Here is a 20,691-nt window from a genome sequence, read left to right as displayed (position 1 = left end):
GGGCGCCTTGATGATAACCCCAAATGCCAGCAAAGTCGTTTTGATCAAGACGGAGGATTTGTGCAAAACTTACTCGACCGGAACCGAACAATTTCACGCGGCAAAAAAGATCGATCTGGAGGTCTATAAAGGCGATTTTACGGTAATTATGGGAAGCTCGGGGTCGGGCAAATCCACGTTGTTGTACCTCCTCAGCGGATTGGATACGGTGAGTTCCGGAAAAGTGTTCTTCAAAGGACAGCGGATTGATGCTTATTCGGAGAAAGAAATCACGGATTTCCGCTCCAATAAAATCGGCTACGTGTATCAATCGATCAACCTGATTCCGGATTTCACCCTGCTTGAAAATGTGGCCTTCCCGGGCTATGTGGCCGGGCGAAGCAAGAACGATGTGAATAAACAAGCCCTGAAGCTGCTGAAAGCGATGGGCATCGGGGAGCAGGCCGACCGCTTGCCTTCCCAGGTATCCGGCGGTCAGCAGCAAAGGGCGGCGATCGCCAGAGCCCTGATCAACTCGCCCGAGGTGATATTTGCCGATGAGCCCACCGGGGCGCTTAGTCAGGAGCAGGGAACGATCATTCTAGACCTGTTGACCGACATGAACCTGACCGGTCAATCCATCGTGATGGTGACGCACGATATCAAGGCGGCCTGCAGGGCGGACCGGCTGATTCTGGTCAAGGACGGGATGATCGACGGGATTTTGGAGCTCGGCAAGTATGCGCCGGAACAAATGAAAGCAAGAGAAAGCCAAATCTTCATGTTCATGTCAGGGAAGGGGAGATAAGGCATGTATGCGGTTTGGAAGCTCTGCTGGACGAATCTGAAGAACAAAAAAGTTCAAAACAGCTTCATTGCGATTATCATCATGCTTGCGGCCCTGCTTCTATCGACGGCTGTCCTGGTTCTTAACAACACGAATCGGATGTATGAGAATATGCACGCCGAGACCCGCGGCGCCCATCAAATATTACGGCTGGAGAACGGGATTTACGACCCCAATCGGGTTCAGCAGTGGTGGGCGGGGCAGGAGGGGGTTACCGTCTCCGAAGTCATGCGGTATCGCTATTTGTCCAGCATGTCGCATGCCGGGGAAGAGATTCCCAACGTCGATTTGTACATGATGGATACGCCGAACGGCCCTTTTCCCGTTGACCGCCTGTTGTTTGCGGAAGGAGAAGAAACAAGCTCGCCCGAGGCCGGAACGGCCTGGATCCCCACATCTCTCGCCTATTCCAACAATATTCGTGTCGGAGACGCGATCGAATTCAAAACCGACGAAGGAAGCTTCCGGCTTCACGTTGCCGCCGTGGTCGTGGACATTTCCTATTGTTCCCCCTTCGCGACCAGCGGCCGGATCTGGCTGAACCATCAGGACTACAATACAAATCTGTCGGCTCTGCCCGGAGACGATAAATACATGACGGGCTTGCGGTTTGACGATTACAGTCAAAACAGGGCCTACTGGGAGAGGTTCGAGCAGTTTCTGGGAACCCCTTACCTGGAATCGGTGAAAGATTTCGAGAGTCTGTCGTCCTATTACATGATAGCGAATCAGGTCATTAGTTTCGTGATGATCTTTCTGGCCGTCGTCATGATCGCGGTCGCGCTTTACACGCTGGGATTCACGATTTCCGACGCGATTCTATCCAGCTATCGTACGATCGGGATCATCAAGTCCGTGGGCCTATCCTCCCGGAAGGTTATTTTGGCCTATGTCACGCAGTATACGTTTTTGGCGTTCGTAGCGGTCATCCCCGGGATTGTGGCCAGTTATGCATTCTCCGCCAAAATCGTTGCCGGCTCCATGGCTTATCTCAGCACAGGCTCCACCGATGATAACGCCGCCTATTCCATGCTCGCCATTTGGCTCGGAGCAGCCGTAGTCGCGGTGATTTTCCTCTCAGCGCTGCTGTTCTCTTACAAGGCCCGGACGGTGGAGCCGGCCCAAGCCGTCCGTTACGGCATGTCGGAGAAGGAGTATTCCCGGAGATCAGGCGGCAGCGGCCGTTGGAAAAGAAAACTGCTTCAGCTGGGCACCCTCCCTACATCGTTAATCATCGGTCTTCGGGGCGTCACGAAGAATGTTCGCGGCTCGCTGCTGATTGTTCTGATATCCGCTTTATCTACTTCCGTCCTGGTGTTCGGGTTTCTGTTCGTGAACAGCATCACGTCCATTCATGGAACCATTGCGAAATGGGGATATGATTCGGCCGACTTGTCGGTAAGAATCGATAATCCCGCCAAATTGACCTTCGAGCGGCTGCAGGAAGAGGTGTTGTCGGATCCCCGTGTGAAAAACTATTCCCGCTACGGGGACGCGAACGCGGTATTGCCGCTGGATCAAGGGTCCTCCGCGAAAGGGCAGGCGGATACGATGGGGGTGCTGCTGACAGTGGCCGACGGAAATTACGATGATATCGGCTATGAAAATGTGGAGGGGCGAAACCCGGCCGGCGTCCGGGAAATTTCCATCGGCGTGAACGTGGCACGGACTTTAGGCATCCAGACAGGAGATTCGCTGGATATTTACATTGAAGGCGAGAAACATACGCTGGAAGTGACCGGGATCTATCAGGCGATCGCCAATATGGCCTTTACGGGGCGGATTACCGCCGATGTCATCCGAAGTGTCAATCCGGATTACGGCAGCACGATGAACACCACGTTTATCAATCTTAACGAAGGCGTGTCGGTCGACCAATTCGTAAGCGAACTGCATCAGCGGTACGGAAACGTGCTTTGGACGGCGAGCCAGGCCACGCTGGTCGACGAAGTGTTTTCCCAAGCCTTCACGATCATTGTCCTTCCGATGTCAGTGATGGCGCTGCTGTTCATCGTAATTACGTTTGTGATTATCTATAGCATCTGCCGGATTCATATGAAAAAAGAGAGCCGAACTTACGGTATCTACAAATCCATCGGCATGACCTCCCGGCAGATTCGTCTGTCGGAAACGACGGGAATCCTGTTCCTGTCGGCGATCGGCGCTTTGGTCGGAATTCCGTTAGGGCTGCTGGGCCTTCCTCCTCTGTTGAACCTCGTCCTGGCGGACTACGGTATCGTTGAAGTCCCGCTGATCATGAACGGAGGCGGCATAGCCTTGATGATTCCGCTAAGTATTGCGGCGGCTTGTCTCGGGTCCTGGACCGCATCCAAATCGGTTCAAACCACGTCTCCAAGGTTGTTGACGGTGGATTAATCAGCAGGCTTCCGGCTCGTTCCGGAAGCCTTTTTGCGGTTTCGCAAAATGTAAAGGAAGTAGAGTTTTACTAAAATATTACATGAAATATACAATAATTGGATTGACATGTAAAAAGTATATAGTATATTTGACTTTAGATGTTAATTACTTAATTATCATTCACTTCTATTTAATTACCTCTATGTAAAACATATCCTTTCATTTCATAGGCTGCGTCAGAAGCTTCACTTCAAGACTTACACTTCAGAGTTCTTTCACATTATCCACTACTCAAAATCAATCGCTAAAACTCCTACATCCTGATTCACTTCTATCCAACTAAATATTTTCGAATTGAGGTCTGCGTATGACAAATACCGCCTTTTTGTTCCCGGGGCAAGGGTCGCAATATGTCGGCATGGGAAAAAGGTTGCACGATCAGTTTACCGCGGCAAAGCTGTTGTTCGAAGAAGCTAACGACACGTTAGGTTATGATCTTGTCAAATTGTGCTTTGAGGGCAGTCATCAAGAACTGATGCAGACCATGAATACGCAGCCGGCGATTTTGGCCGTAAGCGTCATTGCCTTCGAAATCGGCCGACAAGAACTGGGCTGGGAGCCCCGTTTTATGGCGGGACACAGTCTTGGCGAATATTCGGCCCTTGTGTGCAGCGGAGTTATGTCTTACCGGGACGGATTAAGCATTGTAAGAAAACGGGGGATGCTGATGCAAGCGGCGGTCTCCTCCAGCCTCGGTGCGATGGCCGCCGTGACGCATGTAACCGCGGATCAACTGGACGAATGGTGCCGCAGGACAACGACGGAAACCTCGCAGGTGGTCATTGCCTGCTATAACTCCTTGCGGCAGCATGTCATTGCCGGCCACCAGGAGGCTGTCCGGGCCGTAGCGGATCGGGTGCTGGAAGCGGCGCCACATGCGAGCGTGAAATATTTGAACGTGAGCGCTCCTTTCCACAGCCCGCTGATGCAGTCCGCGGCGGACAAGCTGGCGCTGGAATTGCGGAATGTGGAAACCGGGCCCGGGCGATGGCCGATTATCTCGAATGTCACGGCCCGGCCTTATGGGCGGGAAGAGCTGGTTGAGCTGCTCTATCGCCAAATGACTCATCCGGTTCGCTGGCGGGAGACGATGGAGTACTTGCACCGGAACGGCATGGACCGGGCGGTGGAAGTCGGGCCTCGCCAGGTGTTGACTCAGCTCATGAAGGAGACTTATCCGGCCGTACAAACCTTCCATGTGGAGCATCCGCAAGAAATGAACACGCTGCGTCCGTTATTCGCTGCGGACGAGACTCGGCGCGAAGCCGCGATCGCTGCGGCACAGGCGGCTTTAACGGCCGCCCTCATCGCCCGAAACCGGAATGAGGATGCTGAGGCCTACACAACCGGCGTTGTCGAGCCCATTCGGCAAACCCGGGAACTGATCGAACAAATGCGTCGTCGGGACGGGAATTTGGACGTCATTCAAATCCTGGACCGGATAAGGGAATTGCTGCAGCAGATCTTGAACACCAAACAACTGCCGCCGGACAAGCAGAACGACATTGTCGGCAAACTTCAAGCCATCGGACAGCCGGCCGTCGTATTGCATTGATAAACTTATTTTTTGGGGGGGAAATGGGTGTACACCAAGCAATTTGCAAGTCTGACCGACGTCATGAAAGAGAGAGGAACATCCGAAAATCGAGGCATTACGTTCATTGATGGTGAGGATCAGGAGGTTCGCCTTTCCTATAAGGAGCTGTATGAAGAGTCCTGCCGATTCCTGGGATACCTGCAGCAGCAGGGGGTTAGCCCCGGGCGGGAAATCGTGTTTCAAATCGAGGACAACCGCCGGTTCGTTACGGCTTTCTGGGCGTGCATCCTTGGCGGCATGATCCCGGTCCCCGTCAGCACGGGCAACAATGATGAGCACAAAAGCAAGGTGTTTCGCATCTGGGAGGTACTGAACGACCCTTATCTGCTGTCCGATTCCAGAATTCTGCTGGATTTGGAGACCTTTACGGAGAAGAGCGGACAAGTTCATTTATTCGATAAGATCCGCGGAAACGTAACTCTTATTGACGACGAGACGGTATTTGCCGGATCATACGACCCCAAACTCCATACCGCCCATCCCGACGAAATCGCCTTTATTCAATTTTCCTCAGGATCGACAGGCGATCCCAAAGGGGTTATGTTGACGCACCAAAACTTGATTCACAACGTTTGCGGGATACTCAACAGTTCCAAAATCACGGCGGAAGACTCCTATTTGCAATGGATGCCTCTGACGCACGATATGGGACTGATTTGCAACCACATCTCTCCGTTAACCGCCAATTTGGATCAATGGATCATTCCGACGTCCCTTTTTATAAGACAACCTCTCTTGTGGATCAAAAAAGCGAGCGAGCACCGGGTAAGCATCATCTCCTCGCCGAATTTCGGTTATAAGTATTTTCTTCAGTTCTTTAAACCGGAAAAGGCAGATTCCTGGGATTTATCCCGGATTCGCATTATTTATAACGGAGCGGAGCCGATTTCCACCGATCTGTGCCACGCCTTTTTGGAAACGCTGGCTCCTTACGGTTTGAAGCGGACGGCGATGTGTACCGTATACGGACTGGCTGAGGCCTCAGTAGGTGTTGCCCTTCCCCCCGTGGAGGATGAATATGTGACCGTCTATGTGGACCGCCGGCACCTGAACCTGGGGAACCGGGTCGTTGAGGTGGACCGGGAATCGGCCCATGTGCTCTCATTTGTCGAGGTCGGCTATGCGATAGACTATTGTCAGTTCCGGATTTGCGACGAGGAAGATGTTGAACTGACGGAGGGGACGATAGGCCACATCCAGATCAGCGGACCCAACGTAACCCGGGGCTATTACAACAATCCGGAAGCGACAGGAAAATTGTTGACGGCGGACGGCTGGGTACGAACCGGCGATTTGGGATTCCGCCGCAACGGTCAGCTGGTCATTACCGGGCGGGCGAAGGATATTATCTTCGTTAATGGACAGAACGTGTATCCTCATGATGTGGAGCGGATCGCCGAGGAAGTGGACGGCGTGGAACTCGGCCGGGTGGCGGCCTGCGGGGTCTACAACAAGGATCTCAAGAAGGAAGAGATCGTGCTGTTTGTCGTTTCCAAAAGAAAACTGGATAAATTTTATCCCATCGCACGTGAACTTAAGCGGCTATTGAACGAACGCGGCGGCTGGGAAATCGCCGATATCGTGCCGATCAAGCGAATGCCGAAGACGACCAGCGGAAAGGTGCAGCGCTATAAGCTTGCCCAGCTGTATAGGGACGGCGAGTTTATCGAGGTATCCCGGGAAATGGAAGAGTTGGCACGGGCCCGCAAGGCGGACCAAACGGAGCGAACGGAGGAATTGCGGGAATTCCGCGGTCCGGAGCTTACGCAAACGCAAATCGAGCGGGATATTCAGCAAATATGCCGTGAGGTGCTCGGAAAAGACGAGATCGGCATTCGTGACAGTTATTTTGAAATGGGAGCCGGCTCCCTGCATCTGGCACAAATGGCCGACCGGATCGAACAGAAATTCGCGATCAAGCTGGCGGTCGCCGATTTGTTCGCCTACCCTTCGATCGCCGCTCTGGCCAAATACCTGAAGACGGAAGAAACGTTGCTCCGAACTTCGGAAGCAAAGGGAGCCGGAACATCCAGGCGCGATGACAGAGATATCGCCATTATCGGCATGTCCGTCTATTTGCCGGGCTCGGCGACACTCCGGGAGTATTGGGGCAATTTGGCGGAAGGCCGCCATCAAATTGGCGAACTTCAGGCGAACCGGCGGGAGGACGCCAAGGACTATTTGTCGGTCATCGGGCTGGAGCGCCAGGAATCCGACTTTAGACCCGGCGGCTATTTGGAGGAAATCGATAAATTCGATTATTCGTTTTTCAAAATTTCTCCCAATGAAGCCAAACTGATGGACCCGAATCAGCGGTTGTTTACACAGCAAGCCTGGCAAACCCTGGAGGATGCGGGGTATGCGGGCGACAAACTGCGCGGCAGGAAAGTGGGAGTCTACGTCGGCTTTTCAAAGGTAGGATACGATTACGAACGTCTGATTTCCAAAAATGAGCCGGACCGGATTTCCAATTATATTGTGGGGAATCTGCCGTCCGTTTTGGCCAGCCGTATCGCCTATTTCCTCGATTTAAAAGGCCCGGCGGTCACCGTGGACACGGCCTGTTCTTCGTCTTTGGTCGCTGTTCACATGGCCTGCCAGGCCATTCGCCACGGCGAATGCGAAATGGCGCTGGCCGGCGGGGTCCGAACATCGCTGCTGCCCCTGTCTTTAGGATTGGATATGGAATCCGGAGACGGCTGTACCCGAACCTTTGCCGCGGATTCCGACGGGACAGGGGTGAGCGAGGGGGTCGCTTCGGTATTATTGAAGCCGCTGAGTCGAGCCGTGGAGGACAAAGACCATATCTATGCGGTGATCAAGGGCAGCGCCGTAAATCAGGACGGGACGACGGTAGGGATTACCGCGCCAAACCCGGTTTCGCAAACGGAAGTGATCCGGGCGGCATGGCGGGATGCGGAATTGGACCCCAAGGACCTTGCGTTTATTGAAGCTCACGGAACGGGGACGAAACTGGGCGATCCCGTAGAATTTTCCGCGCTGGAAAAAGCTTTTGCCGGGTATACGGACAAGAAACAGTTCGTCGCATTAGGTTCCGTAAAAGCAAACATCGGTCATACGTTCGAAGCGGCCGGAATCGTCAGTTTGATTAAATCGGCGCTCATGCTGAAGCATCGGCAAAATCCGCCGCTGATTCATTTCAAAGAGCCGAACAAAAACATCCGCCTGGAACAGTCGCCTTTCTATATTAATACGGAGCTCGCTCCGTTCGACGAGTCCGAACCGCTTAAATGCGGAGTCAGCTCGTTTGGCTTCAGCGGAACGAATTGTCATGTGGTGATGGAGGAATATGTCGATCCGGCCTCGGAAACGCCTGTTCAAGAGAAAGGGCAAGACCTGGTGTTTGCTTTATCGGCCAAAACGGAAGGCTCCCTTCGGGAACTGCTGCAACGGTACGTGAACCATTTGGATCTGTACCCGCACCAGACCTTGGCCGATATTTGCTACACGGCAGGGACGGGGCGAGCCCATCTGGAGCATCGAATCGCTCTTGTGTGCCAAACGCGGGAACAACTGTCCCGCAAGCTGTCCGACCTTTTGGCCGATGCAGGACAAGAGGGCGTCTACCGGGGCGTTTACAGGGTCGTTTCGGATTGGGGACGGGAACGGAAGCCCGGTGAAATTACGGAAACGGAATTGGCCCGAATCAGTGATGAAGCGGCGGCCATCGTATCCAAGAGCGACTCGGGAGATGCAAAAGCCCGGGGTCGGCTTGAACGCTTGTGCGAGCTGTATGTTCAAGGGGCGCGTATCGACTGGGACCAGCTCTATGCCGAGCTTTCCCCCCAGAGGGTCCCTTTGCCGTTATATCCTTTCGAACGCAAACGCTGCTGGATCGATATAGATCGCACGGAGCTCCGGGCAACGGAGAAGTACTCGAATACGAATCAGGGTGAGTGGACGATGACAATGACGGAAACGACCAGCTTGACGGACGATGTGGAACATGCAGTCAAGCGGATGATAAGCGCCGCTTCGGGTCTAGACTTGACGGAGATTGACGACCACGCCCACTTCCTGGAAATGGGGCTGGACTCCATTATGCTTGTGCGGATTCGCAAGGAGATTGAGGAAGTGTACCATTTGGATATTGCGATCGAAAGGTTTTTCGATTCCATTACCAATGTACAAAGTTTGACCGCGTATATTATCGAAAATGGAGATTCGCAGCCGGCGGTTCGGCCGGAGCCTCGACATCAGGATGAACCGGTGCGGGAGGAGCAATCCGTGCTTCGGGAAGCGGAGGATCAGCAGCTTCAAGCCGCGGCGGCGGTTTCCGTGGAAGCCGGGGAGTGGGCGGTTCCCGCTGCGGAGAGCACGGAATTGGAGCGCATTCTGGCGCGGCAGATCGAGCTGATGAGCCTTCAACAGCGGAGTGTGGCCGATATCCTTGGACAGCAGCTGGAGCTCCTGAGCGGAAGCGCGGGAAAGAAAAGCATGTCCCAAAGGGGCGCGCAGCAGCTTCGTGTGGTCCCGGGGGTGAAGCCGGGAAAAGTCGATGACGCCGAAAAGATAGCGGCGATCAGACCGGAGGACACGGCTCTTCCGGTAGCCAAAGCTGGCGTTGCGGCCAAAGCGGAAATCGCGGCTAAAGCGGAGAAAGATTCGCAGGAGCCGAAGCCGTTCATCCCTTATCAGCCGATGATCATCGGAGAGGCCGGGGAATTTACCGAAATGCAGCGGCAGTATCTCGACCGCTTCCTCTCGGAGTATGCAAGGAGAACGCAGGGGTCCAAAGCTTATACGCAGCGAACGCGTTATGTGCACGCCAACAACCGTAATGTTTCGGGTTTCCGCTCCTACTGGAAAGAGGCGATATATCCGATCATTGCCGAGCGTTCCTCCGGGTCGCGGATGTGGGATGTGGACGGAAATGAATATATTGACTTAACCATGGGATTCGGTGTGAATCTGCTGGGCCATAACCCGGATTTCCTCGTGGCGGAAATGAAAGCGGGCTCGTCCCCTACGCTGCCGCCGTTGGGTCCGATGTCGGACCTGGCCGGGGAAGTGGCGGAGCGGATCAGCCGGATCACGGGAGTCGATCGTGTAGCTTTCTACAATTCCGGCACGGAAGCCGTCATGGTGTCGCTGCGTACGGCCAGAGCGGCAACGGGACGTTCGAAGGTCGTCATCTTCTCCGGGTCCTACCATGGTACATTCGACGGAGTTTTGGGCGTGGCCGATCCGGAATCGGACGAAGCTTCGGCGCTGCCGATGGCACCAGGTATCCAGGAGAATTTTGTCCGAGATGTGATGATGTTGGACTACAATAAGCCCGAATCCCTGGAAGTGATCCGCAAGCATGCCCATGAATTGGCCGCCGTGCTCGTAGAGCCCGTGCAGAGCCGTCGGCCGGATTTGCAGCCGGGCCGGTTTTTGCAACAGCTCAGGGAGATAACTTCCCAGTCGGGAACGGCGCTGATCTTCGACGAAGTCATCACCGGTTTCCGTATTGGACTGGGCGGCGCCCAGGCCTGGTTCGGCGTTCAGGCCGATCTGGTGGTGTACGGCAAGGTGGTGGGTGGAGGACTACCGATCGGGATCGTGGCCGGGAAAAAACATTTTATGGATCCGATCGATGGCGGGACCTGGAATTTCGGCGACGATTCCTATCCGCGGAAGGCAGCCCAAAAAACGTTCGTCGGCGGAACGTTCTGCACCCATCCGCTGACGATGCGCGTAGCCTTAAGAACGATCGATTTTTTGGAATCGCAAGGCTCCGCGTTGTACGAGGAATTGAACAGCAAGACGGAGAGGCTCGTCCGCGAGCTGAACGCCTTCTTTAAAGCAGGCAACGTACCGATTTATATGGTGAATTTCGGTTCGTTGTTCCGGTTTGTATCTTTTGGCGACATTGAACTGTTCTTCTATCATTTGATTCATAAAGGGCTGTATGTGTGGGAAGGACGAAACTGTTTCCTGTCCGCCGCGCACACTCAGGAAGACATCGACGAAATCATCCGAATTGTAAAAGAGAGCGTCGGCGATCTGCAGCGGGGCGGCTTTTTGCCGGGAAGTCCATTGCCGCCGGATGATGACGGCGGAGGGAGGAGCGTCCGGTTATCCAATGAACAGAAGCAGCTGTGGATGTCCTCCGTTTCCGGGGGACCCGCCTCCGCTTCCCTGAACGAATCCGTTTTGCTCCATATGAAGGGGGCGCTGAACCTGGTAGCCTTGCAGCAAGCGGTAGATCTGCTTGTTCAGCGCCACGAAGCTTTACGAACCGTCATCGATGCAAGCGGGGAATGCCAAGTCATTCTGCCCCAAGCGCATGTTCCGGTTCAGGTTCAAGGATTGCGCGGCCGTTCCGGCGCCGAGGGCAAGGACGAGCTGGATCGTTGGATGGCCGAGGATGCTTCTCGAGCATTCGATCTTCATGCCGGGCAGCCTTTGTTCAGAATTACCGTACTCCAACTGGCCGAACAGGAATCGATCCTGGCACTTACTTTTCATCACATTGCCGTTGACGGTTGGTCCATTGCGGTGTTTGCCGGCGAATTGGAAGAAGCCTACTCGGCTATCTGCCAGAAACGCGAACCTAGGCTCCCTCAGCCTGTCCAGTTCCGTGAGTATTTACAGTGGCAGGAAAGGAAGCTGAAGCAGCCGGAAGCCGATGAGGCCGCGGTGTTCTGGACCGCGCAGTTCGAGCGGCCCGTCCCCGTCCTGCAGCTGCCGTCGCCGAGCGGACATCTCGTCAAGAAGACGTTTAAAGCCGGCAGACAAACTGTAACACTTGATCGCGATATCACGAAAGAGTTGAGAGCGCTAAGCATCCGCAGCAAAAACAGTTTGTTTATCACGATGCTCGCGGCTTACGGTTTGTTTTTGCATCGGCTTGCCGGACAAGGACAAATTGTCGTCGGCATCCCGACCGCGGGGCAATCCCATATGGGGGAAACCCATCTGGTAGGAAATTGCGTGAATATGCTTCCGGTGTATACGGAAATCAACGGTAGCGAGACCGTCGCCGATTACATGGATGCCGTAAAGCAGGCTATGCAGCGATTGGACCGGCATCAAAGCTATTCCCTGGCAAGCCTGGTCGAACGCATGTCCGGGGCCCATATGCCCGCGATCAACATTTTATTCAATATGGACCGTCCGGTACGCCGCCTGAACTTCAGCGGATTGGACACCGAAATGATCCCTTATCCGGTACAGCATTTGCATTATGACCTGTTTCTCAACGTGACGGAGATTAACCAGGAATTAAGATTGGATATCGATTACAGTACCGATTTGTTCGAACCCCGGGTGATGGAGCTCTGGGCGGAAGGATACCGCCAATTGCTGCTGGCCATGGCGCAGGATTCATCCCGGAAGGTGTCGGAGCTGTCGCTGATGACGGAGGAGCAGTCCCGGTTTGTCTTGCAGCTAAGTCACAGGCATGGAGCGCATATTCTCGACGCCTTCCGGCATCCGCTCCCTGTAGGCGCTGTGGGCGAACTGCACATTAGCGATCCAGAGGCGGGGGCCATGGTACCTTCGGGGAAGCTGGCGATGTTCACACCTGCCGGAGCTTTGAAAATTTGCGGCGAGCCCCAACGCATAGCGGAGATCCGCGGATATCACGTCAATCTGTCGCAGTTGGAAGAGAAGCTGCGGGAGTTCCCCGGTCTGGAGGAGGCCCGGGTGCTGGTTCGGACGGTTGAGGGGCGGCTTATGCCGGAACTTGCGGCCTACATCGCCTCCTCTCCGGGAAGGGACGCCTCACAAGTAAGAGCCGAGATGACGGAGCGTCTGCCCGAATACGCAATCCCTTCCCATGTGGTTATGCTGGAGTCGTTTCCGCTGCTGGAGGATGGGGCCGTTGACGTAGGCAGGCTGCCGGAACCGGCTGCATTTTCGCGGAATGCCGAGCCGCTAAACGGAACGGAAGCGGGAATTGCCCGGATTTGGAGCGAGCTCCTTGGCGTTGAGAAGATCGGTGCGCAAGATCATTTCTTCGCCCTGGGCGGGAATTCCCTGAAAGCCACCGTGATGCTGTCGCGAATTTATCAGGAGTTCGGCAGGCAAATTCCGATCGGACCATGGTTCCAGCAACCGACGATTCGGCAGCTGGCGCGTATGCTGGACAGCGGCCCGGAAGACTCGTACGAACCGATTCCGCTGCAGGAGAGGCGGGATACTTATGAAATTTCAGCCGCCCAGAAGCGCATTTATATTTTGGAGCAGCTTGATGAAAATCCATGGGTCCATCATATTCCGGGCCGGATTACACTCCAGGGCAAGCTGGACCGCGAGCGGATTTTGAAGGCGCTGGAGCAAATTGCCGCCAGACATCAGGTGTTCAGAACGACCTTTGAAATTCAGAACGGGGACATCGTCCAACGGGTCGGCGAACCGGCTGCCCTGAAGATCCCGTACACGGAGCTGTCTCCAACGGAAACCTTGGAAGACCGGTTCCGGCATTTTATGAAGCCGTTCGACCTGACCCGAGCCCCGCTTTTCCGGGCGGAGCTGGTTAAGGTATCCGAAACGGAGCATGTTTTGTTTGTGGATACGCATCATTTGATCTCGGACGGTTATTCCATGGCCGTATTTATGCGGGAACTGGTGGAACTGTACCAAGGCCATGTTCTGCCGGAGTTGAAGGTGCAATATACCGATTTCTCCGTTTGGCAGCACCGCGTGACGGACGAACAAAAAATAATGAAGCAGGAAGCGTACTGGCTTCATCAATTGGAAGGGGAGCCGCCGGTTTTAAACTTGCCGACGGACTATCCGCGCCCGGGTCAGTTGAGCATGGAAGGCGAGCGCTTGCGCCTGGTCCTGGACGCGGGCCTGACAGAGCGGCTCCGCCGTCTTGCGGCGGAAACCGGAACGACGCTGTTTATGGTCTTGCTATCCGCTTATAAGGTGCTGTTGCACAAATATACCGGGCAGAATGACCTCATTGTCGGTACTCCGGTTTCCGGGCGCAATCATCCCGACATCGAGCCGCTGATCGGCGTGTTCATCAATACCGTCGCCATTCGCAGTTACCCGGCCAAAGACAAAACGTTCCACGCCTTTTTGGAAGAGGTCCGGCGCAGTTGCCTCGGTGCGTTCGACCATCAGGATTACCCGTTCGAATGGCTGGTCGACAAGCTGAACATCCGGAGAGATACCAGCCGGAATCCGCTGTTCGATACAATGTTCATTCTGCAGAACATGGAGATGGAGGATATGTCCGCGGCGGGCGTGACCTTCAAACCGGAAGAGATCAATCCGGGAGTGTCGCCCTATGATCTCACGCTGAGCGCCGAGGACTGGAGCGAGAAGTCCGTCGCGTTGAACCTGGATTACAGCACCGCACTGTTCAAGCGGGAAAAAGCGGAGCGGATGCTGTCCCATTATGCGAATATTTTAAGCGTCGTGGCGGATCGCGCGGATGTGCGTTTATCTCAAATCGACCTTTTGTCCGCGGAGGAGCGCCGGCAGCTGCTTGTTGATTTTAATGCGACCGAGATGACCTACGACCCGGAGTTGACGGTCGACCTGCTGTTTAAGCAGCAGGCGGAACGTACCCCGGATGAGGTTGCGATTGTCTGGAACAGCGAGCCGTATACCTATCGTCAGTTGGACGAGAAATCGGACCGGCTTGCCTCTTCGCTTCGGAACAAGGGGGTCGTGCCGGGAACGATCGCGGGTGTCATGGTTACGCGTTCGGTCCATATGATCGTTGCCTTGTTAGCGGTGTTGAAATCGGGAGCCGCGTACCTGCCGATTGATCCCGACTATCCGGCGGACCGGATTGAATATATGCTGACCGACAGCGAAGCGGAAGTGCTGCTGACCGAGCCGGGATTGACCAACCCGGTGGCTGACCGCGTAACCACGCTGTTCGTGCAGGATGAAAGTTTATATCGGGAAACGGAACACAATAGCGGCGGCCTGGAGCGGATGCATACGGCCGAGCATCATGCCTATGTCATTTATACCTCCGGCTCCACGGGTAATCCCAAGGGTGTCATGATCACGCACCGGGCGGTTCATAACTTTATCGAGGCGATGGCCCAAAAAATCGACTTTGTCCCCGGGAAGAGCATGCTGGGCCTAACGACGATTTCCTTTGATATCTTTGTGCTGGAAACCTGGGTTCCTTTGGCAAAAGGACTCACCGTCGTCATTGCGAACGAGGCGGACCAGCTCGATCCCGTAGCGCTCCACCGCCTGATTGCGGATCATCGCGTGGAAATGCTGCAGATGACCCCGTCCCGGTTAAAGATGCTGCTGGCCGCGGATCCGCCTATGGCATTTCTGCGGAACGCGAGCGATCTCATGCTCGGCGGAGAACCGCTTCCGGTACATTTGCTGCACCGGCTGCAGGAACTCCCTCATTTAAAAATTTTCAATATGTACGGTCCGACGGAAACCACGGTTTGGTCCTGCGTCAGCGAGGTGACAGCCAAGAAGCTGGTGGATATCGGCGGGCCGATTGCGAACACGCAAATTTATCTTGTTGATGAAAGCGACCAGCTGGTTCCGATCGGCGTTCCCGGCGAACTATGCATCGGCGGAGACGGTTTGGCGGCGGGCTACTGGCGCCGGGAGGATTTGACGGAACAGAAATTCGTCGATAATCCGCACGCCGAAGGACGCAAGATGTACCGTACGGGAGACCTGGCGAAATGGAGGGAAGACGGGAGCCTGGAATACATCGGAAGAACGGATTTCCAGGTGAAAGTTCGCGGGTACCGGATCGAGCTGGAAGAAATCGAAAGGACGATGATCCGGCAGCTCCCGGTGAAGGAGTCCGTGGTGGCCGCCAAAGAGGATGAACGGGGCAATGCCTATTTATGCGCCTATTATGTGCCTCTGGCCGGGGCGGAGCTCGGATCGATTCGGGAAAGTCTGTTGAAGACGCTGCCCGAGTACATGGTGCCGTCCTATTTTATCCCGCTCGAGCGCATGCCTTTGACCCCGAACGGAAAAACCGACAAGAAGGCTTTGCCTGAACCGGAAGCGGAAGCGGGCCAGCATTCGCACGAGACCTATGTGCCGCCGGGAAATGCGATCGAAGAGCAGTTGGTTCGCATATGGCAGGAGGAACTGGGGGTAGCGCGAATCGGCATTTACGATAACTTCTTTGAACGCGGCGGCCATTCCCTGAAAGCGACAGTGATGATTGCCCGAATCAATCGGGAAATGGGCGCGGACATCCCGGTGAGAAGCTTTTTCAAATATGCCACCGTTCAGGGATTAGCCCGGCTGATTCAGCAAGCGGAGCGCAGCGACTTTGCCGAAATTCCCGTCGCGGCGGCGCAAAGCTACTATTCCTTGTCCCCGGCGCAAAAGCGCTTGTTCATGCTGGATCAGATGAACGGGGGCGGTACCTCTTACAACATGACCGCGGCTTTTGAAATCGCGGGAAAACTGGACCTTGAGAGAATGGAAGCGAGCTTCCGGGCTCTGATGCAAAGGCATGAAGCGTTTCGCACCTCCTTTCAAATGATCGACGGGGAGCCGGTGCAGATGATCCACACCGACTCGCCGTTTAAGGTCGAACATGCGGGATGGGTGAACGAGGCCGACTTGCACCGGATGGCCAAGCGTTTTGCGGCCCCATTCGATTTAAGCCGGGCCCCGTTGTTCCGGGCCACTCTGGCGCAACAAGGTGTGGACCATTATATTTTGCTGATCGATATGCACCATATTATTTCGGACGGCACCTCCATCGAAGTGTTCATTGAGGAATTCAATACGCTTTACAGCGGAGGGGAACTGCCGGAACTTCGCATTCAATATAAAGATTATGCCGTGTGGCATAATGAACAGTTGGCCAAGGGGGCATACGAGGAGCATAAGCAGTACTGGCTGGAGCAATTTGCCGGTGAACTGCCCGTGCTCAACCTGCCGGCCGATTTCCCGCGGCCCCAGGTTCAAAGCCAGAACGGAGCCGCGCTGGAGGCCGCGGCCGGCGGTGAGCTAACGGCCCAATTAAAGCGGTTGGCCCATGAGACGGGGACGACGCTGTATATGATTTTGCTGGCCGGCTACAGCGTCCTTTTGTCCAGGTACGCTGGGCAGGAGGACATTATCGTGGGCTCCGCGGTCGCCGGGAGAGAGCATGCCGATCTGCGCAAGGTGATGGGGGTATTCGTCAATACGCTGGCGATGCGAACCCGGCCGGAAGGTCGGAAGAGCTTCCGCACCTATCTGGAGGAAGTCAGAGAGGTCTGCTTGAACGCTTACGACCATCAGCAGTATCCGTTTGAGAGCTTGGTAGAAGCGTTGGCGGTTCCGAGAGATCTCAGCCGCAGCCCGTTGTTTGACGTGATGTTAACGATGCAAAATGCCGGAGAAGACGACTTTCAAGTGGAGGGCTTATCCGTCAAGCCGTATCCTCTGAGCCTGAATTCGACCAAATTCGATATCTCCCTGCTGGCCCGGGTAACGGAGGACGATATTTTTCTGGAATTTGTCTATTGCACGGCTTTATTTACCGCCGATACGATGCAGCGGTTTGCCCGGCTTTTGGTTCATGTGCTGCGGACGTTTGCGGATTGCCCGGATCTGGCATTGGCCCGCTTGTCCCTGCTATCCGGTGAGGAGAGGGCGGAACAACAAATGCCTGCCCTCCTTAGTCAGGAAGGCGAGGGTGGAGCCTCAGGCACCCAGCCTGAATACGCCACGGTCGTCGAATGGTTTGAAGCGCAGGCACAGCTTACGCCGAATGAAATTGCTTTGGTTTATGGGGAGGAGAGATGGAGTTTCTCCGAACTCAACGCGAAAGCGAACCGGCTGGCGAAAATGATGCTGGAAAGCGGTTTTTCGGAGGGAAGCGGCATAGCCGGAATCATGATGGAGAACCGGCCCGAGACGATGGCGGCATTGCTGGGTGTATTCAAAGCGGGGGGAGCCTACATGCCGATTGATCCCGAATTTCCGCAAGAGCGGATCAGGTTTATGCTGGCCGACAGCGGTTCGCAATTCCTGCTGACGTATGCCGACAGTTTAGCGGGATTGGAGAACGTAGAGCAGCTCTTCCTTTTGGATCAGCTTAAAACGACCGAAGGTCTGGAGTCTAACTTGAACATGCCTGTCCGTGAGGACGATCTGGCTTATGTTATCTACACCTCGGGCACAACCGGAACGCCGAAAGGGGTCATGATCGAACACCGGAATTTAACGAATTATGTACATTGGTTTGTCACGAGCCGGGGAATCGGCCGGGAGGACCGAACGATGCTGCTTTCTTCGGCCGGCTTCGATCTCTGCTATACCGCATTGTACCCCGCGCTCGTCAGCGGATGCGAACTGCACCTGCTTGACCGTCAGGATATTGTGGATCCGCAGTCTGTGCTGGATTATATATCGCTGCACCGAATCACCTATATCAAGGCGACGCCATCATTATTTCATCTGCTGGTGAACCATGAACGCTTCGACACGGTGGGAACCCTGGATTCGCTGAAGCTCATCGTACTGGGAGGGGAGAAGATCAAGATTCCCGATGTAGAGCGGTATTTCGCGCGATACCCGCATACGCGGTTCCTGAATCATTACGGCCCTACGGAAGCGACGATCGGGTGTGTTGCGCATTCGGTTGATTTGGACGGATTTCCGGCATTTTCACGGCAGCCGGTCATCGGCAGGCCGATCTTCCATGCGGAAGCTTATATTTTGGACGCTTACGGCAATTTGCTTCCGGACGGGGTGCCGGGAGAGCTTGCGGTCGCCGGCCGCGGGGTTGGGCGCGGTTATTTGAACAAGCCGGAGCTTACCGGGGAAAAGTTCGTCCCCCATCCGTTCAACCCCGAGCAGCGGCTTTACAAAACGGGAGATCGGGCTAAACGGCTGCCGGGCGGGGATATCGAGTTTATCGGGAGAATCGACCACCAATTGAAAATCCGCGGCTACCGGGTCGAACTGGCCGAAATCGAAGCTCAGCTTGCGGGTCATCCGGGGATCCGGGAAGTGGCGATTACTGTCAAGGAAGGCGGGGACGGCACCAAGTTTTTGTGTGCCTATGCGGTTACGCCTGAACCTCTGACAGCGGCGGAGATACGAAACTATTTGGCCTCCAGGCTGCCCGCCTACATGGTGCCTTCCGCTTACGTCTTTCTCGATCACATGCCGCTGAACGAGAACGGAAAGGTGAACCTTAAGGTCCTTCCCGAGCCCGTGATTGAATTGGAGCCATCCGATCCGGAATCGGCCCCGGTGAATGAAGCCGAGGAAATCCTGGTCCGGGTATGGGAAGAAATCCTGGGTGTTAAGGGAATCGGGACGAGCCATCACTTTTTTGAAAGCGGCGGAGACTCCATCAAGGCCTTGCAGGTATCTTCAAGATTAATGTCGCATGGGCTGAAAATGGAAATGAGAGATCTGTTCAAGTATCCGACCATCCGGGAATTAGGCAGATACGTACAGCCTCTGGCCCGCAAAACCGCTCAGGAACCGGTGACCGGGGAAGTCGGGCTTACTCCGATTCAAAGCCGGCTGTTTGAACAGCGATGGGAGCATATCCACCATTACAATCATTCCGTGATGCTCTTTCGGCGGGAAGGATTTGATCCGCTCATCGTCTCGCAGGCCTTCGATCGCTTGGTGGAGCATCATGATGCGTTGCGGATGAAATACCGGCAGGAGGAACATGGGGTCGTGCAAGTCAACGAAGGACTTGAGGGTCAAGGGTTTTATAACTTGCAAGTGATCGATGTAACGGGATCTGCCGATGAACGGGCCGAAATCGAGCGGCAATCGGCCGAGCTGCAGACGAAGCTGCATGTCGAAAGAGGCCCGCTTAGCCAACTGGCCGTTTACCACACGGCAGCCGGAGATTATTTATTGATCATTATTCACCATCTGGTGGTTGACGGGGTGTCCTGGCGGTTCATCCTGGAAGATTTCTCAACGGTCTATAAACAATTGCTTGAGCGGATTCCGGTTCGGCTTCCGGACAAAACCGATTCCTTCAAGGACTGGTCGGAGCGGCTCGCGGCGTATGCCGTGAGCGCCGGATTGCTGAAAGAAGCCGGATATTGGAACGCCGTTGAGCGGACGCCCGTGATTGAATTGCCCGTCGACCGCGCCATCTCGTTGAATCTGGCCGGGGATCATGCCAAAATGCAATGGACGTTGGACCCCGATTTAACGCGCAGCCTGTTAACGGATGCCCACCATGCCTACAGCACGGAGATCAACGATCTCCTGCTGGCCGCTCTGAGCCGGACGCTGCAGGAATGGGCGAGGGCCGGTTCCGTCCTGATCCAATTGGAGGGCCATGGCAGGGAAGACATCGTGAAGGGGCTGAATGTATCGAGAACGGCAGGTTGGTTTACCTCGATCTTCCCGTTCGTGCTCGGTTCGGCGGACACGGTGGATTTGGCCGGGCTGATCAAAAGAACCAAGGATGATTTGCGGAGGGTCCCGGGCAAAGGACTGGGCTATGAGATCATGAAGTATTTAACGGTCAAAAAGTCGAACGCGGAGCTTCCCTTGGAATTCCGGTTGAAACCGGAGGTCATCTTCAATTACCTGGGGCAGTTTGACCACGATGTCGCCCGGACGGATCTGTTCGAATTGTCCGGATTATCGACAGGACCCGAGGTCGGTGCGCGGATCGAAAAGGCCTATAAGCTGGAATTCAACGCCATGGTATCGGGCAAACAGTTCACGATGACCATGAATTACAACAGGCATCAATACCACACGGAAACGGTGGAATGGCTGGCCCGCCGGTACAGGGATCATCTGACCGAAATCATCCGTCATTGCTGTCGTAAAGAAGCCAAGGAAGTGACACCAACGGACTATCAGTACAAAAAACTTACGCAAAAACAATTGGATTCGATTTCCCAAAAGCTGAAAAAGAAGCTGTAATCTTTGCCTGATTGCG

Annotated in this window: 4 protein-coding genes; all 4 read left to right on the top strand. The window is 54.9% G+C overall.

The features are described 5' to 3' along the window. Positions 1-10: 10 nt before the first annotated feature. The 4 genes from FRY98_RS07435 (at position 11) to FRY98_RS07420 (ending at position 20,675) form a co-directional block, all read left to right on the top strand. Positions 11-787: an ABC transporter ATP-binding protein gene (locus FRY98_RS07435; protein ID WP_148451040.1), complete on the top strand. Its 777-nt coding sequence runs from the start codon at positions 11-13 to the stop codon at positions 785-787. A gap of 3 nt (positions 788-790) precedes the next feature. After that, positions 791-3,202, top strand: coding sequence for an ABC transporter permease (locus FRY98_RS07430; RefSeq protein WP_148451038.1), 2,412 nt, complete (start codon positions 791-793; stop codon positions 3,200-3,202). Positions 3,203-3,551: 349 nt separating this feature from the next. After that, positions 3,552-4,799, top strand: a complete 1,248-nt coding sequence (fabD, locus tag FRY98_RS07425) for an ACP S-malonyltransferase (protein WP_148451037.1) — start codon at positions 3,552-3,554, stop codon at positions 4,797-4,799. Between the two features lie 27 nt (positions 4,800-4,826). Beyond that, entirely contained in the window at positions 4,827-20,675 is a 15,849-nt protein-coding gene (locus tag FRY98_RS07420; RefSeq protein WP_148451035.1) for a non-ribosomal peptide synthetase, read from the top strand. The last annotated feature ends 16 nt before the right edge of the window (positions 20,676-20,691 follow it).

It is taken from the genome of Paenibacillus faecis, assembly GCF_008084145.1.
GTDB lineage: Bacteria > Bacillota > Bacilli > Paenibacillales > Paenibacillaceae > Fontibacillus > Fontibacillus faecis.
The sequence above is the reverse complement of the archived record's forward strand: the minus strand, read 5'-3'. Positions and strand labels throughout refer to the sequence as shown.

Bases quoted from the DNA above. Each gene is read 5' to 3' on its own strand.
- FRY98_RS07435 (WP_148451040.1), top strand. From the start codon at position 11: ATGATAACCCCAAATGCCAGCAAAGTCGTTTTGATCAAGACGGAGGAT.
- FRY98_RS07430 (WP_148451038.1), top strand. From the start codon at position 791: ATGTATGCGGTTTGGAAGCTCTGCTGGACGAATCTGAAGAACAAAAAA.
- fabD (WP_148451037.1), top strand. From the start codon at position 3,552: ATGACAAATACCGCCTTTTTGTTCCCGGGGCAAGGGTCGCAATATGTC.